Below are 15,887 nucleotides of genomic sequence, written 5' to 3'. Positions count from 1 at the left end.
TTGTTAGCGTTCGGGGAGGGGGACGCCCTCGGTGGGGCGCCCCAGTTGGGAAGGGGCGAGAAAGGGCTCCCCCCCCCCCTTTCGGGGGCGGCCCCCCTCCCCCCCCCCCCCCCCACGACCACCAGCCGGGTCAGAGGCCCGAGACCCGCAGCGTGATGTTCAGCCGCCCGGTCAGGCCGAGGGCCGGGTCGGCCGTGCCCGCCAGCGTCCTCGGCACGCCGTGGTAGGCGAACCGGGACGGGCCGCCGAACACGAACAGGTCGCCCGACTGCAGTTCGACGTCCGTGTACGGCTTGCCGCGCGACTCGGTGTTGCCGAAGCGGAACACGCACGTGTCGCCGAGGCTGAGCGACACCACGGGTGCCGTGCTCCGCTCGTCCTTGTCCTGGTGCTGCCCCATCTTCGCCTTCGCGGCGTAGAAGTTGACCAGCGCGGTGTCGGGCTCGTAGCCGTCGGCCGGCTCGCCGTACGCGTCCGCGAGTGCGCGGCGGCCCAGGTCGCCGAGCCAGTCCGGGAACGGCAGCACCGGCTTGCCCTCGTCGGTCGTGCGCGAGTAGCCGTTCGGGTACCAGTGCCAGCCGAGGCAGACGGTCTTGACCGACATGACACCGCCACCCGCGTACGTCGTGTGGCGGTAGCCCGGCCAGCCGCGGCAGGCGGCGACGAGCTCGCGCTGTTCGTCGAAGCCGAGCCAGCCGGGCACGTGGACGGCACCGGGCGCGAGTTCGGCGCGCGGGCGCGGGAGGAGGGCGTCCATCACCTCGATTGTGCCCGACGCTCCTGCCGGACAGGTGCGGTGATCGTCGCCGGGACGACGTGGTGACCGCGGAACGTGACCCCGGCGACGCTGAACAGCCGCAGGAGCCGCCCCAACGGACCAGCGGGACGCTCCTGCGGCCGGATCCCCTCGCTCTGGGCCACCATGGCCCGACGTTCCCACACCTGAAGGCCACCGGGCCAGCGTGGATCAGCTACGAACGCGTCGCTTGACCTCGCCGGCGCGGATCAGTCACGAAACGTCACGACGGTGACGCCCGGCTGAGCCGGCACCGGGTCGTTCATCGCGGCGAGCGCGGCCGGGACGTCGTCGAGGCCGATCCGGCGCCCGATCAGCGCGGCGAGGTCGATCCCGGCCGTCTCGACGACGCGCAACAGCTCCGGGTACTCGTGGGCCTGCAGTCCGTGGATTCCGACGAGCTCCAGTTCGCCGCCGATGACCCGGTGCATCGGGATCGGCGCGACGCCCTGCGCGGGCGGCATCAGCCCGGCCTGGACGTGCCGGCCGCGCTTGCGGAGGCTGCCCACCGAGGCCGCGCACGTCGACGGCGCGCCGAGGCAGTCGAGCGAAACGTGCGTGCCGCCGCCGGTCAGCTCGCGCACGTGCGCGGCGACGGCTTCCGGGCCGTCGAACGCCGACGAGTCGACGGTGAGGGCGGCGCCGGACTTGGCGGCAAGTGTCAGAGCGCGTGACGAGACGTCGACCGCGACCACCTTCGCGCCCGCCGCGACGGCCAGCAGGACGGCGGAGATCCCGACGCCGCCGCAGCCGTACACCGAAACCCACTGCCCCGCGGTGACGCGCCCCTGCCGCAGCACCGCGCGGAACGCCGTGCCGAACCGGCAGCCGAGCGCGGCGGCTTCGGCGGCGCCGAGCGAGTCCGGCAGCGCGACGAGGTTCGTCTCGGCGTGTTCGATGGCGACCCGCTCGGCGAACGAACCCCAGTGGGTGGCGCCGGGCTGGAACTCGCGGTCGCAGATCTGCTGGTCACCGCGGGCGCACTGGGGGCAGGTGCCGCAGGCGCAGACGAACGGCACGGTGACGCGCGCGCCGAGCTCCCACCCGCGCACGCCGTCGCCGAGCGCGACGACGCGGCCGGCGAGCTCGTGCCCGGCGACGTGCGGCAGCTTCACCGCGGCGTCGTGCCCCTGCCACGTGTGCCAGTCGCTGCGGCAGACGCCGGTGGCGTCGACCTCGATCACCGCGCCACCGGGCGGCGCCACCGGCTCCGGCACGTCCCGCACGACCGGCGGGACGCGGAACTCCTCCATGACCACAGCTCGCATGCCACGAGCCTACGTGCTCAGGTGAGCGGTTTTCCGTTGGTACCGCAAAGAGGCTTGTTCAGCCGTCACCCGGCGCAAACCTCGCCACAGCGGGCATGATGCGAGTCCCGTAGCGCCGGTCCAGCCCGAATAAGCCTCTCAATTGAGCGGCGGCGCCTGCGCGTGGAAGCGCGTTCTTCCCCGCGGCGGCCCGAGGAGCCTGCTGAGCGAGCCGTCCGGCACGTTCAGGATGTCCTCGAGATTCCGCAGGGCCTCCAAGGATTCCGCCCGTTCGGGCCGGCACCGCCCCGACTGCCAGTGGCTGAGGGTGGCCAGGCTGACCGTGGTTCCCCTGCCGCGCAAGCGATAGCGGATCCGGTCGAGCCCGAGCCCGCGGGCCCGGATCGCCGCCCGGAGGGCCACGTCGAACGGCCCGGCGGCGAGCAGCTGGCTCAGCTCCGCCTGTTCCCCCCGGTCGATGGTGCGTGTTCGCTGACCGGTCATCACAACGCTCCGAAGCACTCCCGAGTACGAAAATTGGAGCGTAGGCCCAGCTTCGCAAGATCGGAAGGGCCCTCACCCACCTGCGAGCCGCACCTCTTCGGCGATGGCGGCGAACGGTTCGGCGTAGCCGGAGTTGATCGTGACGTAGGAAATCCCCCACCGTTCCCGCCAGCGGAGAAGCCTTTCCGCCGCTTGACCTGGATCAGCGGGCAGCACGGTGACGGCACCGGCGGCGGCGAGCTCCGGGACGTCGACCCCGGCCCACCGCGCGATTCCCGGCGACGGCTCGTCCCCGACGGCCATCAGGTTCAGCCCGAGTTCGATGTCCGGCAGCCGTTCGTCAGCCAGCTTACGGAATCGATCCACAATGGACTGCGCCTCGGCTTCGGTGGTCTTCGGCTGCCAGGTGAAGGTGAGGGTGTCGGCTTCTTGCGCGGCGAGCGCCAGCATTTTCGGCCCGCCGCCGGCGAGCACCAGCTTCGGGCGGTCGCTCGCTCGCTTGAGGTGGGCGATCGTCTCGGCCATCCGTGTGATGCGCTCACCCGGTTCGCCGAACTCCCGGCCGAGCTCTTCGGCGTGCTCCTTCGCCCCGGGCCGCCCGACGCCGAGCCCGAGCTCGAAGCGGCCACCGGTCTGCTGGTGCAGGGTCTGGGCCTGCCAGCCGAGGGCCCGGGCGTCCCGGAAGGGGTCGGCGAGCACGAAGGTCCCGACGGTGAGGTCCAAGGTGACCGCGGCGGCGGCCCCGAGCAGCACGAAGGGATCGGCGGTGCCGACGGGATCGGTGGCGAGCAGGGTGTCGAAGCCGAGCTTTTCGACGCGCTCGGCCTGGGCGGTCCAGGAAGTCAGGTCCGGGGAGTAGCCGGCGACGATGCCGAAGCGGAAGGGTTTCATGCGGCCATGGTCGGGGTCGCGGGGGTGTCACCACATCCGCTTCACGACGTCATCCGCGCGTACGCCTCCCGCCGTCCCCCGCGCCCCAATGTGGCCTTCGGAGCGTTCAACGCAACCAAGGCGGCCTTCGGTGCGTTCAACGCAACCAAGGCCACATTGGGGCGCTCGGGGTCAGCGCAGGGTGACCGACAGGGCCTGCGCGATCTCCTTGCCGATGGCGTGCGTGGCCACCTCCGGCGGCGAGCCCACCTTCACCACCATCGGTCCCCCGAACGGCTGGCGCTCGACGACCTCGATGCGCTCGCCGAGGTTGATCGCGTGCTCCGTCAGGTAGCGCAGCAGCTCGGGGTCGGTGTCCCAGACCCGCACGATCTCGCCCACCGCGCCCGGCTCGAGGTCGTCGAGGATGCGGACCGACAGTTCCTCGACGCTGCCGTCCGGTGCCGGGATCGGGTCGCCGTGGGGGTCGCGGACCGGGTTGCCCAGCTTCGCCGCGATGCGCTCGACCAGCCGGTCCGACACCGCGTGCTCCAGCGCGTCCGCCTCCGCGTGGACCTCGTCCCACGTGTAGCCGAGCTCGGACACGAGGTACGTCTCGATCAGCCGGTGCCGCCGCAGCACCGAGCGCGCCAGGAGCCGCCCGTCGGCGGTGAGCTCGATCCCGCGGTAGGGCACGTGGGTGACCAGTCCGAGCTGGGACAGCTTCGTGACCATCCCCGACGCCGAGGACGGGCTGACCTCCAGCCGGCCGGCGAGCGAGGTGTTCGTGACCGCCTCCCCGCGCTCGACCAAGCCGTAGATCACCCGGACGTAGTCCTCGACCGACGAGGACCTCCGGACCGAACCATCTCCCATGCCGCATACGATACGGGGCCGGGATCTTTCTCGTGAAAGTTCACGGCCGCCAGCGGTAGCGGATCCAGCCGGGGACGGGTTCCGCGCCGAGCTGGGCGTAGAACGCCTCGCCTTTTTCGTTGCCCTCCTGCATGTCCCACTCGACGCGCCCGGTGGTGCGGCTGCGCAGCTCGTCGAGCAGCTCGCCGCCGAGGCCGTGGCGGCGGTGCGCGGGCCGGACGAACAGGTCGTCCAGCCAGATCCCGGGCCGGGCCTCCCAGGTGGAGAAGTTCCAGCTGCAGAAGGCGAAGCCGGCGACGGTGCCGGGCTCCCCCGGCGGGGTCGCGATCAGCACCCACGCCTTCGGGTCCGGCCCGAAGAGGTGGCCGCTCATCTCGGCGCGGTCCAGCTTGAGGTCGTGGTTGTCCTCGTAGACGGCGTGCTCTTCGATGAGCGCGCAGATCTCTTCGATGTCTTCGAAGACGGCGTCGCGGACGGGCATCTCGCCTCCCGTTTCTGTCGGTGGTGGTCGCTACGGTCGGAGTCGGAGGTGGTCGATGGCACCGGAGGAGAAGTTCGAAGCGCTGGTCGACGAGTTCACCGGACGGCCGGGCATCACGCCACCCGGGGCGACCGGCGGGTTCGGGCGCACGGCGCTGCGGGTGGACGGCCGGATCTTCGGCATGTTCGTCCGCGGGCAGCTGGTGCTGAAGCTGCCCCGGGCGAGGGTCGACGAGCTCGTGGCGGCCGGGCACGGGGTGCGCTTCGACGCCAACAAGGGCACGCCGATGAAGGAGTGGCTGGCGCTGGACACGGGGTCGGCGCAGCCCTGGTCCGCGCTGGCGGAAGAAGCACTCGAGTTCGTGGGGAAGAGGTGAATCATCACGCTTGATAACGCAGTTCGCCGCCGACGGCGGTGCCTTGCACGCTGAGGTCGTCCAAAGCGGACTCGTCCAGGGGCGAGCCGGACAGCACGGCGAAGTCGGCGAGCTTCCCGGGTTCGAGCGTGCCCAGGTCGCGCTCGGCGAAGGTCGCGTACGCCGAGCCATACGTGTACGCGCGCAACGCCTGCTCCGGCGTCAACGCCTCTTCGGGTGCGAAGGGGGCTCCTGAGGCCGTGCGCCGACGCACCATGTCGGCCAGCGCGAGCAGCGGCGCGCCGTTCACGACGGGCCGGTCCGAGGACGCGGGAAGCACGCAACCCGCGTCGAGGACGCTTCGCAGCCGGTAGCACCACGGGACGCGAGCCTCGCCGAGCGCGGCGCGCATGCCGTCGCCGAGTTCGTTGACGAACCGGCCCTGCGGTGACGCGATGAGGCCGAGCGACGCGAGCCGGGTCAGTTCCGCGGGCTGGAGCACCGCGCAGTGCTCGATGCGGTGACGGTGGTCTGTACGCGGCGAAGCGGCCAAGGCGGCCTCGTAGGCGTCGAGGACGACGGTGATCGCGCGGTCGCCGATGGCGTGCGTCGCGATCTGCCAGCCCGCCTCGTGGGCGCGGCGGATCGTGCGGGCCAGCTCGTCCTCGGGCACCTGGAAGTAGCCGCGGTTGCCCAGCCCGCCGGCGTCTGAGGCAGTTTCAGCGCCGTCGAAGGGCTCGTGCATCGCACAGGTGCGCCCGACCAGGGAGCCGTCGGCGAACAACTTCATCGGGCCGACGCGCAGCCACTCGTCGCCGAGACCGGTGCGCAGGCCGAGGTCGAGGCCGAAGCCGGCGTCGTCGGGCAGGTCGTGAAGCACGCTCGCGGCGACCATCACCGTGCTGCGCACGCGCAGGACGCCGCGGTCGCGCGCCTCCTGGTAGGCAGCCAGCTCGGCGGGTGTCTCGCCGACCAGGCCGCCGCCGATCCCGGCCTCTTGGACGCTGGTGATGCCCTCCGACAGGTACTGCTCGGACGCCCGGCCGAGCCCGCGGACGACGCGCGAAACCGGTGTCGGGTACGTCAGCGGCCGCAGCAGCAGCTGGGCCTGCTCGCGCAGCAACCCCGTCGGTGAGCCGTCCGCGCCGTGCACGACGTCGCCGCCCACCGGGACGTTGCCGAGGTCGAGCTGGTCGAGGACGGCCGAGTTGACCACGGTCATGTGCCCGGACGTGTGCTTGAGCCGCACGAGCATCCCCGGCGCCGCGCGGTCGAGCCCGTGCCGGTCCGGGTGCCCGCCGGCGAGCTTGTTCTGGTCGTACCCGCTCCCGACCACCCAGCTCCCGGCCGGCAGTGCCGCGGCTCGCGCGGCGACGGCGTCGTAGACCTCCTCGACGCTGCGGCAGCCACCCAGCGCGACGTCGTCGAGGCCCATCCCGAACCACGCCATGTGGTTGTGCGCGTCGTGGAACCCGGGCACCACGAACCCGCCGCCGAGGTCGACCCGCGAGCGCGCCGAAAGCGAGAGGGCGTCGTCTCCGAGTGCGACGACCCGGCCGTGCAGCACGGCGAGCGCACTGGTGACACCCGCGCCCGTCCACACCGTGGCGTTCTCGTAAACCGCATCGACCCGCATGTGGACAGAGGCTATCGATCGATCGATCGAACGTCTAGCATCGGCCGCATGCCCACCGTGGAGTTCGCCGTCGAGGACGGCATCGCGCAGATCCGGCTGAACCGGCCCGAGCGGCTCAACGCGGTCGCCGCCGTCCTGGTCGACGACTTCCTCGCCGCGCTCGACGCCGCCGCGCGCAGTGACGCCCGCGTCGTCGTGCTGTCGGGCACCGGCCGCGCCTTCTGCGCGGGCCACGACCTCAAGGAACCCACCCCCGCGGGGGACTCCCGGGCGCGGCTCGACCGGCTCCAGGACGTCACGCGCCGGCTGCGCGCGCTGCGCCAGCCGGTGATCGCGGCGGTACACGGCTACGCGATCGGCGCCGGCGCGGAGTTCGCGCTCGGCTGCGACCTGATCCTGGCCGCCGAGGACGCCGTCTTCGCGTTCCCCGAAGTTTCGCTGGGCCTGAGCGTCACCGGCGCGGCGTCGCGGCTGCTCCCGCTGCTCGTCGGCCCGCTCAAGGCGAAGGAGCTGCTCCTGCTCGGCGAGCGCTTCGACGGCCGGAAGGCCGCGGCGCTCGGCATGGTCAACGCCGCCGTGCCCGCCGAGCAGCTCCAGGCGGAGGCGCTCAGCTGGGCGAAGCGGATCGCCGGGCACCCGCCGGCGGCCGCGGCGATGGCGAAGCGCGTCCTCGACGCGAGCACGGACATCGAGCCCGCGCTGGAACTCGAGGTCAGCCACGCTCTGATCACCGAAACCTCGGCCGCGGTCGCCGCGTCCACGGAGGCCTTCCGGAGCCGGACGTGACGCCGCTCACCGAAATCGGCACGCTCGCCCAGCTCGTCACGCGGGCCGCGCGACTGTGGCCGGACCGCACGGCCTGGGTGTTCGACGAAACCGGCCGCCGCTTCACCTTCGCCGACGTCGACCGCGAAAGCTCCCGGTTCGCCGCCGCGCTGGCCGGACGCGGGATCGGCCCCGGCGACCGGGTCGCGGTGATGCTGCGCAACCAGCCCGAGTTCCCGCTGCTCTGGCTGGCGCTGGCGAAGATCGGCGCGATCCTGGTGCCGGTCAACACGAACTACCAGGAGTTCGACGGCGCCCACGTCCTCCGCCACTCCGGGGCGAAACTGGCCGTCGCCGGACCGGAGTTCACCGACCTCCTCGGCCGCATCGGCCTGACCGAGGTGATCACCCCCACCGCACTTTCACGTGAAAGTGCCCACCTGGGGGCCGCACTTTCACGTGAAAGTGCGGCCTTCACGCCGGTGCCCGAGACTCCGGTGAACATCCAGTACACGTCCGGCACCACGGGCGCACCCAAGGGCTGCGTCCTGCCGAACCGGTACTGGACGACCCTGGCCGTCGGCCTCGCCACCGACTTCCCCGCCGTCGGCGAGGACGACGTGGTCCTGACCGCGCAGCCGTTCCACTACATCGATCCACAGTGGAACGTCGCGCTGGGGCTCGCCGCCGGCGCCACCCTCGTCGTGCTGGACCGCTTCCACCCCAGCACGTTCTGGGCGAAGGTCCGCGAGTACGGCGTCACGTGGTTCTACTGCCTCGGCCTGATGCCGACGCTGCTGCTGCGGCAGGAGCCGGCGGAAGCCGACCGCGACCACCGCGTCCGCTCGATCTGCGCGTCCGCGATCCCGCACGAGCTGCACGCCGAGCTGGAGGCGCGCTGGGGCGTGCCGTGGTACGAGGCGTTCGGGATGACCGAGACCGGCGGCGACATCCGGATGACGGCGGCCGACCACGACGAGACCGTCGGCACCGGCTGCATCGGCCGGCCGAGCCGCGACCGCGAGGCGATGATCGCCGGCGAAGACGGGAAGCCGGTGCCGCGCGGGGAAACCGGCGAGCTGCTGATCCGCGGCATCGGGCTGATGCACGGCTACCACGACGATCCCGAGGCGACGGCGAAGGCGTTCCGCAACGGCTGGTTCCACACCGGCGACCTCGCCCGCATGGACGACGCCGGCCGCGTGTTCTACGTCGGGCGCACGAAGGACATGATCCGCCGCAGCGGCGAGAACGTCTCCGCCGACGAGGTCGAACGCGCGCTGCTGCTGCACCCGGCGGTGCGGCTGGCGGCCGTCGTCGCGGTGCCCGACGAACTGCGCGGCGAGGAGATCAAGGCGTACGTCGTGTGCGGCGGCGAGCGTCCGGAGCCTGCCGAGCTCGCCGAGTTCTGTTCGGGAAAGCTGGCCTACTTCAAGGTTCCGCGCTTCTGGGCGTTCGCCGACGGGCTGCCGATGACGCCGTCCGAGCGCGTCGCCAAGGGCGAGCTGCGGAAGGTGGCCGACCCGCGCGCCGGGTCGTGGGACGCGAAGGCGGCGGCATGGCTGTGACCAGCCGGGAACGCGTTCGCGCGGCGGCGGTGAAACTGTTCGCCACCAAGGGGTTCCACGGCACGGGCATCCGGGATCTGGCGCAGGAGGCGGAACTCTCCTCGGCGAGCCTGTACCACTACATGGGCACCAAGGAGGATCTGCTCGCGGAGATCATGCACACGGCGCTGAACCGCCTGCTGGACGCGGCCCGCGAAGCGACGGCCGGCAGCGCGGACCCGGTGCACCGGCTGCGCACGCTGGTCGCGCTGCACGTGCTCGCGCACGCGGTCGGCCCGGCGGAAACCCGGGTGGTGGACAACGAAGTCGACGTGCTGTCGCCGGCCGCGCGCGAGCCGGTGGTGGCGTTGCGGGACGCGTACGAACACCTGTGGGCCACGGCGATCGACGAAGGCGTCGCGGCCGGGGTGTTCCACACCGAACACCCCGCGGTGACCCGGCTGGCTCTGCTGGAGATGTGCAGCGGCGTGGCCAGGTGGTATTCACCACGCGGGCCGCTGGCGCTGGACCAGCTCGCCGAGCACTACGCGGAGCTGGCGTCGAGGGCGCTGGGCTGCACGTCTTCGCCGGGCGTAGCCGACTTGCGACGCTGCCGGGAAATCGTCGCGAAAGAGTGGGGGACGTCCGTTTAGCGGCGCTTTTACCTGTGTACGCCTTGCCCAGACGGCGTGCGTGGGGGACGCTCGAAGGGTGACTGAGGAAACGATCCAACTGGAACTGGACGACTCGGGTCTCGCGCCGGGCCTCCCGGCGCCGGCACACCCCCGCGATCAGGTGCAGGATGTCCCCTATCGCCCCGTCGAGTTCCGTGATGACGATCTCCCCACCGCCCTGGAGCGGGCTTCCAAGTGGCTACGGCAGGCGCAGGACTGGCTGGGCGAACCGCTCGACGTCCTGGCGATTCACCTCGACTACGACGACCGCCAGGGTTCGCCGTACTACGACGTGAAGCTCCTGTGCAACGAAGAGGACCTGGCCGGCGTCCCGATCGCCATCCGCAACAAGAAGTAACCCGAAACACCGCCGAGGCCACCTCCCGGACGTCCGGGAGGTGGCCTCGTTCGCGTCCGAAGTCTCAGCCGAGCACGCCGCCGACCTTCACGTGCCCCTTGAGCAGGTTGCGCGCGATGGTGCGGCGCTGGATCTCGTCGGTGCCCTCGTAGATGCGCAGCAGCCGCAGTTCGCGATACCAGCGTTCGACCGGCAGCTCCCGCGTGTAACCCATGCCACCGTGGATCTGCAGGACTCGGTCGACGATTTCGTTGGCCTTCTGACCGCCGTACAGCTTCGCCATCGACTGCGCGTGCCGCGAGTCGACGCCCTGGTCGACCTGCCAGGCGGCGTTGAGCACCAGCCAGCGCAGCGCTTCCAGCTCGACGCCGGAGTCGGCGATCATCCACTGGATGGCCTGGCGTTCGGCGATCTTCTGCCCGAACGTCTCGCGGGTGTTGGCGTGCTCGATGGCCATCGAGATCAGCCGCTCGCACGAACCGATCGCGCGCGCCGGCAGCAGGTAGCGGCCCTGGCCGATCCACTGCATGGCGAGCTCGAAGCCGCGGCCCTCCTCACCGAGGATCTGCGTCTCCGGGACGCGGACGTCCTGGAAGATCAGCGAGGCCGGGCCCCACTCGCCCATGGTGTCGATGTACTCGGACTTCCAGCCGGCCTCGCGGTCGACGAGGAAGCACGTGACGCCGCCGTTCGCGCCCTTCTCGGGGTCGGTGATCGCGAAGACCATCGTGAAGTCGGCTTCGTTGCCCCCGGTGATGAAGGTCTTCTCGCCGTTGATGATCCAGTCGGTGCCGTCCTTGCGGGCGGTGGTCCGGATGGCCTTGGCGTCCGACCCGGCGCCCGGCTCGGTGATCGCGAAGCACGACTTGCGCTCGCCCGAGATGGTCGGCAGCAGGTAGGTCTGCTTCTGCTCCTCGTTGGCGTGGAACAGGATGTTGTCCGCGGCGCCGCCGAAGCGGAACGGCACGAAAGTCCGGCCGAGCTCGGCTTCGAGCAGCGCAGCCATCACGGCGGACAGGCCCATGCCGCCGTACTCCTCCGGCGTGAAGACGCCCCAGAAGCCGGACTCCTTCGCCTTCAGCTGGAGGTCCTTCAGCTCCTCGCCGGTCAGGCCGGGCTGGTGGGCGCGCTCGCGCCGGAGGACTTCCTGCTCGAGCGGGATCAGCTCCCGCTGGACGAACGTGCGGACCCAGTCGCGCACTTCACGTTCTTCGGTGCTGAGAGAGAAATCCATCCGACGCTGCTCCTCCGACACTGGCTGGCTAAGCGCTTGCTTAGTACGAGGGTACCTCCTGAGAGCGTGATTACCCCAGACCTGTCCCCGAATTCGTGACAACCGCTTCGGCGCCCGGGAGGATCGGAGGCGTGATGGAGATCGTGGTCCGCTGGTCGTCGCCGCTGCCCGCCGAAGAGCGTTTCCTGCGCCTGCTGGACGACGTCGAGCAAGGCCGCTTCGAGGCGTACCGGCAGGACGCGGACAAGCGGCGCTTCCTCACCGGCCGTGTGCTGGCGAAGACGGTGGCGGCGGAGCGGCTGGGGGCGGCCCCCGAAGCCGTGAAGTTCGACGCGACCTGCGAAGACTGCGGCAAACCGCACGGCAGGCCGCGGGTCCCGGGCGCGGACCTGACGCTGTCGATCTCGCACTCGGGCGAGCTGATCGGCGTGGCGGCGACGCCGTCGGTCCCGGTGGGCCTGGACGTCGAGACGGCCGGCCGCAAGGCCGACGACGGCCTGATCGAGTACGCCCTGAGCCCGGCCGAAGCCGGCCACCTGACCGGTCTCACCGACGCGGAGAAGGCGGCGGCGTTCTTCGTCTACTGGACGCGCAAGGAAGCCGTGATGAAGGCCACGGGCAAGGGCCTGCGCATCCCGCTGAAGAGCATCACGTTCTCCCGCTTCGACGAGCCGGCCCGGCTACTGGAGTCGGGCGACCCGGCGCTGGCCCCGGAGACCACACGGCTGGTGGACCTGAAGGCGGCTGACGGCTACCGCGCGGCCATCGCGGTCCTGACCACCGACGAGCTGTCGGTGACCGAGGAACTCTGGGTCCCGTAACCCGACCTCAGACGCCGGAGAGGTCGCCGAGGCCCATCGCGCTCAGCAGCGTGCGGAACTTCGCTGTCGTCTCGTCCAGCTCCGCCTGGGGGTCCGAAGCCGGGACGATCCCGCCGCCCGCGTAGAGCCGCATCGACGTCGACGCGATCTCGGCGCAGCGGATCGCCACCGCCCACTCGCCGTCGCCCGAGGCGTCGACCCAGCCGACCGCGCCCGCGTAGTAGTCGCGGTCGAACGGCTCCAGCTCCTGGACCAGCTCACGCGCGCCCTCGGTCGGGGTGCCGCAGATCGCCGGGGTCGGGTGCAGGGCCGCTGCCAGGTCGAGCGCCGTGATGTCCGGGTCGGCCAGCTCGCCGGTGATCGGGGTGCGCAGGTGCCAGATCGCCGGGGTCGTGACCAGCTCCGGCTCCGCCGGGACCGCCAGGGTCCGGCAGAACGGCCGCAGGGCCTCGACCAGGTAGTCGATCACCACGGCGTGTTCCAGCTGGTCCTTGCGCGACGTCCGCAGCGCCTCGCCGTTCGCGCGGTCGGCCGCCGGGTCGGCCGAGCGCGGCATGGAGCCCGCGTGCGGCGACGAGAAGACCGTGCGGCCCGTGCGGCGCAGCAGGAGCTCGGGCGTGGCGCCGACGAGCGAGCGTCCGCCCGGCAGCTCGGCCGCGTACGTGAAGTGCCGCGGGTTGCCGACCGCCAGGTTGCGCACGATGCTCTCCGCGGACACCGGCGCGGCGAACTCGAGGTCGAGGGCGCGGGCCAGCACGGCTTTCCGCAGGTCACGCGAGGCCAGCGCGTCGACGGCCGCCGAGACGGCCGCCATGTGCTGCGCGGGAGAGGGCACCGCACGCACCCGCACGGGCGCCGGCAGGACCTCGCGCGGCAGCGCAGGCGCGCCTTCGGAGCGGTGGACCGTCCGGGGCACGACGAGATGGCCAGGCACCTTCGTGTCGGGCCCGGTGTCGAATGGCAGGACGCCGACGGCCAGCGGGGCACCGGTCTCGGCCAGCACGCCGGGGATCGCCGAGGCGAGCCGGCGGGGGTCCGTCTCGGTGACGGTCCGGATGGTGCCCTGCGCGAGCAGCGCGCGCTCGGCCGTCGTGAACAGGAAGTCGCCTCGCTGGTAGCGGGCGGCGAGGTCTCTTGCCGGGATCACCGGGTCTGTGTCGCTCACAGACTCCAGCGTCCCAGGCTTCGGGAGATCCGCGAGGGGAGTGTCACGAGCGACACTCCCCTCGCGGGAGCTCCTGATGACGGCTACTTCAGCGCGTCGATGAGCGCCTCGCGCTGGCGCTCGCCCAGGCCGGCGGCGCGCCGGTCCGGGTCGATGCCGGCCTGCTCGAGCAGGGCGGCGACCTTCACCGCGCCGAGGCCGGGGACAGCCTTCAGCAGCTGGGTGACCTTCGTCTTCCCGATCGTCTTGTTCTCCTTGGCCTGCTTGAGCACCTTTTCGATGCTCTCCTTGCCGGACTTGATCGACGCGAGCAGCTCCGAACGAGCCTTGCGAGCCTCGGCCGCCTTGGCGAGTGCATCGGCGCGCTGCTCCGGAGTCAACGTAGGCAGAGCCAACGTAGTAGTCCTTTCCTCTCAGGTCTCCGCTTTCGCGGCCGACGGCTTTTCGGTGCGCTTGCTCCTGCAAGCGCTGGCCAGCCGTCTCTTACCACGGCCCCAGTAAACGCCACCGGGTTCTCGGCCGTGCAACCGACACGCACTTAATACCCCCGGAGGTGATACCGGGCAACCCGCTCCGGCCTGCGGAAACGCTCCCAATGAGCGTCCCGGGTGGCCCTGCTCACCCGGAAGTGAAGCCTCCACTACAACGGGTTCCGTGGCGTATTTCCTTGCCCACAAGGAAAAGCGCAGAAATTGTCGATCATGATCATCATTCGGTCGTCGCGCGATCGGGCGACGACCGTGACCGAACGGAGCCGTTGTTGACCATGCCCGCTTCACCCGATCCGCACTAGAGTCGGCGCAACCCCAGTTCACCGGCGAACGACCCCCGGGAGCGACCATGTTGAGCACCATGCAGGACGGCCAGCTGTCGCTGGCGAACCTGCTCCGCCACGGCACATCGGTGCACTCGGCGAGCGAAGTCATCACCTGGACCGGTTCAGAAGCCCGTCGCGAGTCGTACGGCGACCTCGGCCGCAACGCCGCGCGCCTCGCGAACGCGCTCCGGAGCCTCGGCGTGACAGGCGACCAGCGCGTCGGCACGTTCATGTGGAACAACGCCGAGCACATGGCCGCCTACCTGGCCGTCCCGGCGATGGGCGCCGTGCTGCACACCCTGAACATCCGGCTGTTCCCCGAGCAGCTGGTGTTCGTCGCCAACCACGCCGAGGACCACGTCGTCATCGTCGACGGCACGCTGGTCCCGCTGCTGGCGAGGCAGCTGCCCCAGTTCAAGACGGTCCGGCACGTCATCGTGGCCAACGGCGACGCCGCGGCCCTCGAAGCGCCCGACGGCGTCGAGGTCCACGCCTACGACGCGCTGCTGGCCGCCCAGCCGGACACCTTCGACTGGCCGGACGTGGACGAGCGTTCGGCCGCCGCGATGTGTTACACGTCGGGCACGACGGGTGACCCCAAGGGCGTCGCCTATTCACACCGCTCGATCTGGCTGCACTCGATGCAGGTCTGCATGAGCGACAGCATGAACCTCGCGCAGAGCGACACGGCGCTGGCGATCGTGCCGATGTTCCACGCCATGGCGTGGGGCCTGCCGTACGCGGCGCTGATGGTCGGCGCGTCGCTGGTGATGCCCGACCGGTTCCTCCAGCCGGCGCCGATCGCCGCGCTGCTGGCGGCCGAGAAGCCGACGTTCGCCGGCGCGGTCCCGACCGTCTGGCAGGGGCTGCTCGCCCACCTCGACGCGAACCCGCAGGACATCTCGCACCTGCGCGAGGTCGTCGTCGGCGGGTCGGCGGTGCCGCCGTCGCTGATGCACGCGTTCGAGGAGAAGCACCAGGTCTCGATCCTGCACGCGTGGGGCATGACCGAGACGTCGCCGCTGGGCAGCGTCGCCCGGCCGCCCGCCACCGCGACCGGCGAGGAAGCCTGGCGCTACCGCTACACGCAGGGCCGCTTCCCGGCGTCCGTGCGGGCCCGGCTGATCGACGACGACGGCGCCGTGCTGCCCTGGGACAACGAGGCCGTGGGCGAGCTCGAGGTCCAGGGCCCGTGGATCGCCGGCGCGTACTACGGCGGCGCGGAGGTCGACCCGGACAAGTTCCACGACGGCTGGCTGCGCACCGGTGACGTCGGCAAGATCAGCGCCGACGGCTACCTCACGCTGACCGACCGCGCCAAGGACGTCATCAAGTCCGGCGGCGAGTGGATCTCCTCGGTCGACCTGGAGAACCAGGTCATGGGCCACCCGGCGGTGGCCGAGGCCGCGGTCGTCGGCATCCCGGACGAGAAGTGGGACGAGCGGCCGCTGGTCGCCGTCGTGCTCAAGGAAGGCCAGACGGCCACGCCGGAGGAGCTGCGCGAGTTCCTCGGCGACAAGGTCGCGAAGTGGCAGCTGCCCGAGAACTGGACGTTCGTGGACGAAGTGCCCAAGACGAGCGTCGGCAAGTTCGACAAGAAGCGGATCCGCGCGTCCTACTCCGAGGGAAAGCTCGACATCGCACAGCTCTAACGGGTAAATCTCCGGCGAGTCTTCAAGCCCCTGAAGGCCACCATGAGGGAATCTAGCGCCCTCATGGTGGCCTTCAGAGCACGTCGGAG

General features: G+C 71.1%; 17 protein-coding genes. 7 read left to right on the top strand and 10 right to left on the bottom strand.

Features of this window, described 5'->3' with window-relative positions; all coding sequences use genetic code 11:
* Nucleotides 1-130: 130 nt before the first annotated feature.
* From ACZ4TR_RS06250 to ACZ4TR_RS06225, 6 genes are all read right to left on the bottom strand, one after another.
* Nucleotides 131-757 carry an alpha-ketoglutarate-dependent dioxygenase AlkB family protein gene (locus tag ACZ4TR_RS06250; RefSeq protein ID WP_465285997.1) on the bottom strand — a complete coding sequence of 209 codons (627 nt, stop codon included), beginning with the start codon at nt 755-757 and terminating at the stop codon, nt 131-133.
* A gap of 248 nt (nt 758-1,005) precedes the next feature.
* Nucleotides 1,006-2,064, bottom strand: coding sequence for an alcohol dehydrogenase catalytic domain-containing protein (locus ACZ4TR_RS06245; RefSeq protein WP_465285996.1), 1,059 nt, complete (start codon nt 2,062-2,064; stop codon nt 1,006-1,008).
* A gap of 138 nt (nt 2,065-2,202) precedes the next feature.
* A complete protein-coding gene (locus tag ACZ4TR_RS06240) occupies nt 2,203-2,547 on the bottom strand; it encodes a transcriptional regulator (RefSeq protein WP_364516696.1) in 345 nt (114 codons plus the stop codon).
* A 72-nt stretch (nt 2,548-2,619) separates the two neighbouring features.
* Nucleotides 2,620-3,438, bottom strand: coding sequence for an LLM class flavin-dependent oxidoreductase (locus ACZ4TR_RS06235; RefSeq protein WP_465285995.1), 819 nt, complete (start codon nt 3,436-3,438; stop codon nt 2,620-2,622).
* A gap of 171 nt (nt 3,439-3,609) precedes the next feature.
* Nucleotides 3,610-4,293 carry a metal-dependent transcriptional regulator gene (locus tag ACZ4TR_RS06230; protein WP_364516700.1) on the bottom strand — a complete coding sequence of 228 codons (684 nt, stop codon included), beginning with the start codon at nt 4,291-4,293 and terminating at the stop codon, nt 3,610-3,612.
* 40 nt (nt 4,294-4,333) lie between these two features.
* On the bottom strand, nt 4,334-4,774 hold the full coding sequence (locus ACZ4TR_RS06225) for a GNAT family N-acetyltransferase (RefSeq protein ID WP_465285994.1): 441 nt from the start codon (nt 4,772-4,774) through the stop codon (nt 4,334-4,336).
* A gap of 55 nt (nt 4,775-4,829) precedes the next feature.
* Here ACZ4TR_RS06225 and ACZ4TR_RS06220 point away from each other — a divergent pair, with 55 nt between their 5' ends.
* On the top strand, nt 4,830-5,150 hold the full coding sequence (locus ACZ4TR_RS06220; RefSeq protein WP_465285993.1) for a hypothetical protein: 321 nt from the start codon (nt 4,830-4,832) through the stop codon (nt 5,148-5,150).
* 4 nt (nt 5,151-5,154) lie between these two features.
* Here the strand turns inward: ACZ4TR_RS06220 and ACZ4TR_RS06215 are convergent, their stop codons facing one another.
* On the bottom strand, nt 5,155-6,765 hold the full coding sequence (locus ACZ4TR_RS06215; RefSeq protein ID WP_465285992.1) for an amidohydrolase: 1,611 nt from the start codon (nt 6,763-6,765) through the stop codon (nt 5,155-5,157).
* 48 nt (nt 6,766-6,813) lie between these two features.
* On the opposite strand from ACZ4TR_RS06215, the gene ACZ4TR_RS06210 reads away from it, so the two are divergent.
* From ACZ4TR_RS06210 to ACZ4TR_RS06195, 4 genes are read left to right on the top strand one after another with little or no spacing between them, the layout of a single operon-like run.
* The gene (locus ACZ4TR_RS06210) at nt 6,814-7,551 is read left to right on the top strand and encodes an enoyl-CoA hydratase/isomerase family protein (RefSeq protein WP_465285991.1); all 738 of its coding nucleotides are present in this window, start codon (nt 6,814-6,816) and stop codon (nt 7,549-7,551) included.
* On the top strand, nt 7,548-9,098 hold the full coding sequence (locus ACZ4TR_RS06205) for an ATP-dependent acyl-CoA ligase (protein WP_465285990.1): 1,551 nt from the start codon (nt 7,548-7,550) through the stop codon (nt 9,096-9,098). Before ACZ4TR_RS06210 ends, ACZ4TR_RS06205 begins: the two co-directional genes overlap by 4 nt.
* Nucleotides 9,089-9,730, top strand: coding sequence for a TetR/AcrR family transcriptional regulator (locus tag ACZ4TR_RS06200; RefSeq protein ID WP_465285989.1), 642 nt, complete (start codon nt 9,089-9,091; stop codon nt 9,728-9,730). The genes ACZ4TR_RS06205 and ACZ4TR_RS06200 overlap by 10 nt, the downstream gene beginning before the upstream one ends.
* A gap of 58 nt (nt 9,731-9,788) precedes the next feature.
* Complete coding sequence (locus ACZ4TR_RS06195) at nt 9,789-10,109, top strand: hypothetical protein (protein ID WP_364516714.1); 321 nt, start codon at nt 9,789-9,791, stop codon at nt 10,107-10,109.
* A 64-nt stretch (nt 10,110-10,173) separates the two neighbouring features.
* On the opposite strand, the gene ACZ4TR_RS06190 is transcribed toward ACZ4TR_RS06195, so the two are convergent.
* Complete coding sequence (locus ACZ4TR_RS06190) at nt 10,174-11,343, bottom strand: acyl-CoA dehydrogenase family protein (protein ID WP_086680388.1); 1,170 nt, start codon at nt 11,341-11,343, stop codon at nt 10,174-10,176.
* A 134-nt stretch (nt 11,344-11,477) separates the two neighbouring features.
* Between ACZ4TR_RS06190 and ACZ4TR_RS06185 the strand changes: the two genes are divergently transcribed.
* On the top strand, nt 11,478-12,164 hold the full coding sequence (locus ACZ4TR_RS06185; RefSeq protein WP_465285988.1) for a 4'-phosphopantetheinyl transferase family protein: 687 nt from the start codon (nt 11,478-11,480) through the stop codon (nt 12,162-12,164).
* A gap of 7 nt (nt 12,165-12,171) precedes the next feature.
* Here ACZ4TR_RS06185 and ACZ4TR_RS06180 read toward each other — a convergent pair whose 3' ends face one another.
* Together ACZ4TR_RS06180 and mihF are read right to left on the bottom strand one after the other, a co-directional pair.
* Entirely contained in the window at nt 12,172-13,329 is a 1,158-nt protein-coding gene (locus ACZ4TR_RS06180; RefSeq protein WP_465285987.1) for an isochorismate synthase, read from the bottom strand.
* 83 nt (nt 13,330-13,412) lie between these two features.
* Nucleotides 13,413-13,724: an integration host factor, actinobacterial type gene (gene mihF / locus ACZ4TR_RS06175; RefSeq protein ID WP_026468624.1), complete on the bottom strand. Its 312-nt coding sequence runs from the start codon at nt 13,722-13,724 to the stop codon at nt 13,413-13,415.
* A gap of 445 nt (nt 13,725-14,169) precedes the next feature.
* Between mihF and ACZ4TR_RS06170 the strand changes: the two genes are divergently transcribed.
* The gene (locus ACZ4TR_RS06170) at nt 14,170-15,798 is read left to right on the top strand and encodes a long-chain fatty acid--CoA ligase (RefSeq protein WP_465285986.1); all 1,629 of its coding nucleotides are present in this window, start codon (nt 14,170-14,172) and stop codon (nt 15,796-15,798) included.
* The last annotated feature ends 89 nt before the right edge of the window (nt 15,799-15,887 follow it).

It is taken from the genome of Amycolatopsis sp. NPDC028719, assembly GCF_055565395.1.
Note: the sequence above shows the minus strand (reverse complement) of the source record. Positions and strands in the feature narration are given on the sequence as shown.

Coding starts and splice junctions, on each gene's coding strand:
- ACZ4TR_RS06220 (WP_465285993.1), top strand. CDS start 4,830: ATGGCACCGGAGGAGAAGTTCGAAGCGCTGGTCGACGAGTTCACCGGA.
- ACZ4TR_RS06235 (WP_465285995.1), bottom strand. CDS start 3,438: ATGAAACCCTTCCGCTTCGGCATCGTCGCCGGCTACTCCCCGGACCTG.
- ACZ4TR_RS06225 (WP_465285994.1), bottom strand. CDS start 4,774: ATGCCCGTCCGCGACGCCGTCTTCGAAGACATCGAAGAGATCTGCGCG.
- ACZ4TR_RS06170 (WP_465285986.1), top strand. CDS start 14,170: ATGTTGAGCACCATGCAGGACGGCCAGCTGTCGCTGGCGAACCTGCTC.
- ACZ4TR_RS06200 (WP_465285989.1), top strand. CDS start 9,089: ATGGCTGTGACCAGCCGGGAACGCGTTCGCGCGGCGGCGGTGAAACTG.
- ACZ4TR_RS06185 (WP_465285988.1), top strand. CDS start 11,478: ATGGAGATCGTGGTCCGCTGGTCGTCGCCGCTGCCCGCCGAAGAGCGT.
- ACZ4TR_RS06245 (WP_465285996.1), bottom strand. CDS start 2,064: ATGCGAGCTGTGGTCATGGAGGAGTTCCGCGTCCCGCCGGTCGTGCGG.
- ACZ4TR_RS06210 (WP_465285991.1), top strand. CDS start 6,814: ATGCCCACCGTGGAGTTCGCCGTCGAGGACGGCATCGCGCAGATCCGG.
- ACZ4TR_RS06250 (WP_465285997.1), bottom strand. CDS start 757: ATGGACGCCCTCCTCCCGCGCCCGCGCGCCGAACTCGCGCCCGGTGCC.
- ACZ4TR_RS06230 (WP_364516700.1), bottom strand. CDS start 4,293: ATGGGAGATGGTTCGGTCCGGAGGTCCTCGTCGGTCGAGGACTACGTC.
- ACZ4TR_RS06215 (WP_465285992.1), bottom strand. CDS start 6,765: ATGCGGGTCGATGCGGTTTACGAGAACGCCACGGTGTGGACGGGCGCG.
- ACZ4TR_RS06190 (WP_086680388.1), bottom strand. CDS start 11,343: ATGGATTTCTCTCTCAGCACCGAAGAACGTGAAGTGCGCGACTGGGTC.
- ACZ4TR_RS06240 (WP_364516696.1), bottom strand. CDS start 2,547: ATGACCGGTCAGCGAACACGCACCATCGACCGGGGGGAACAGGCGGAG.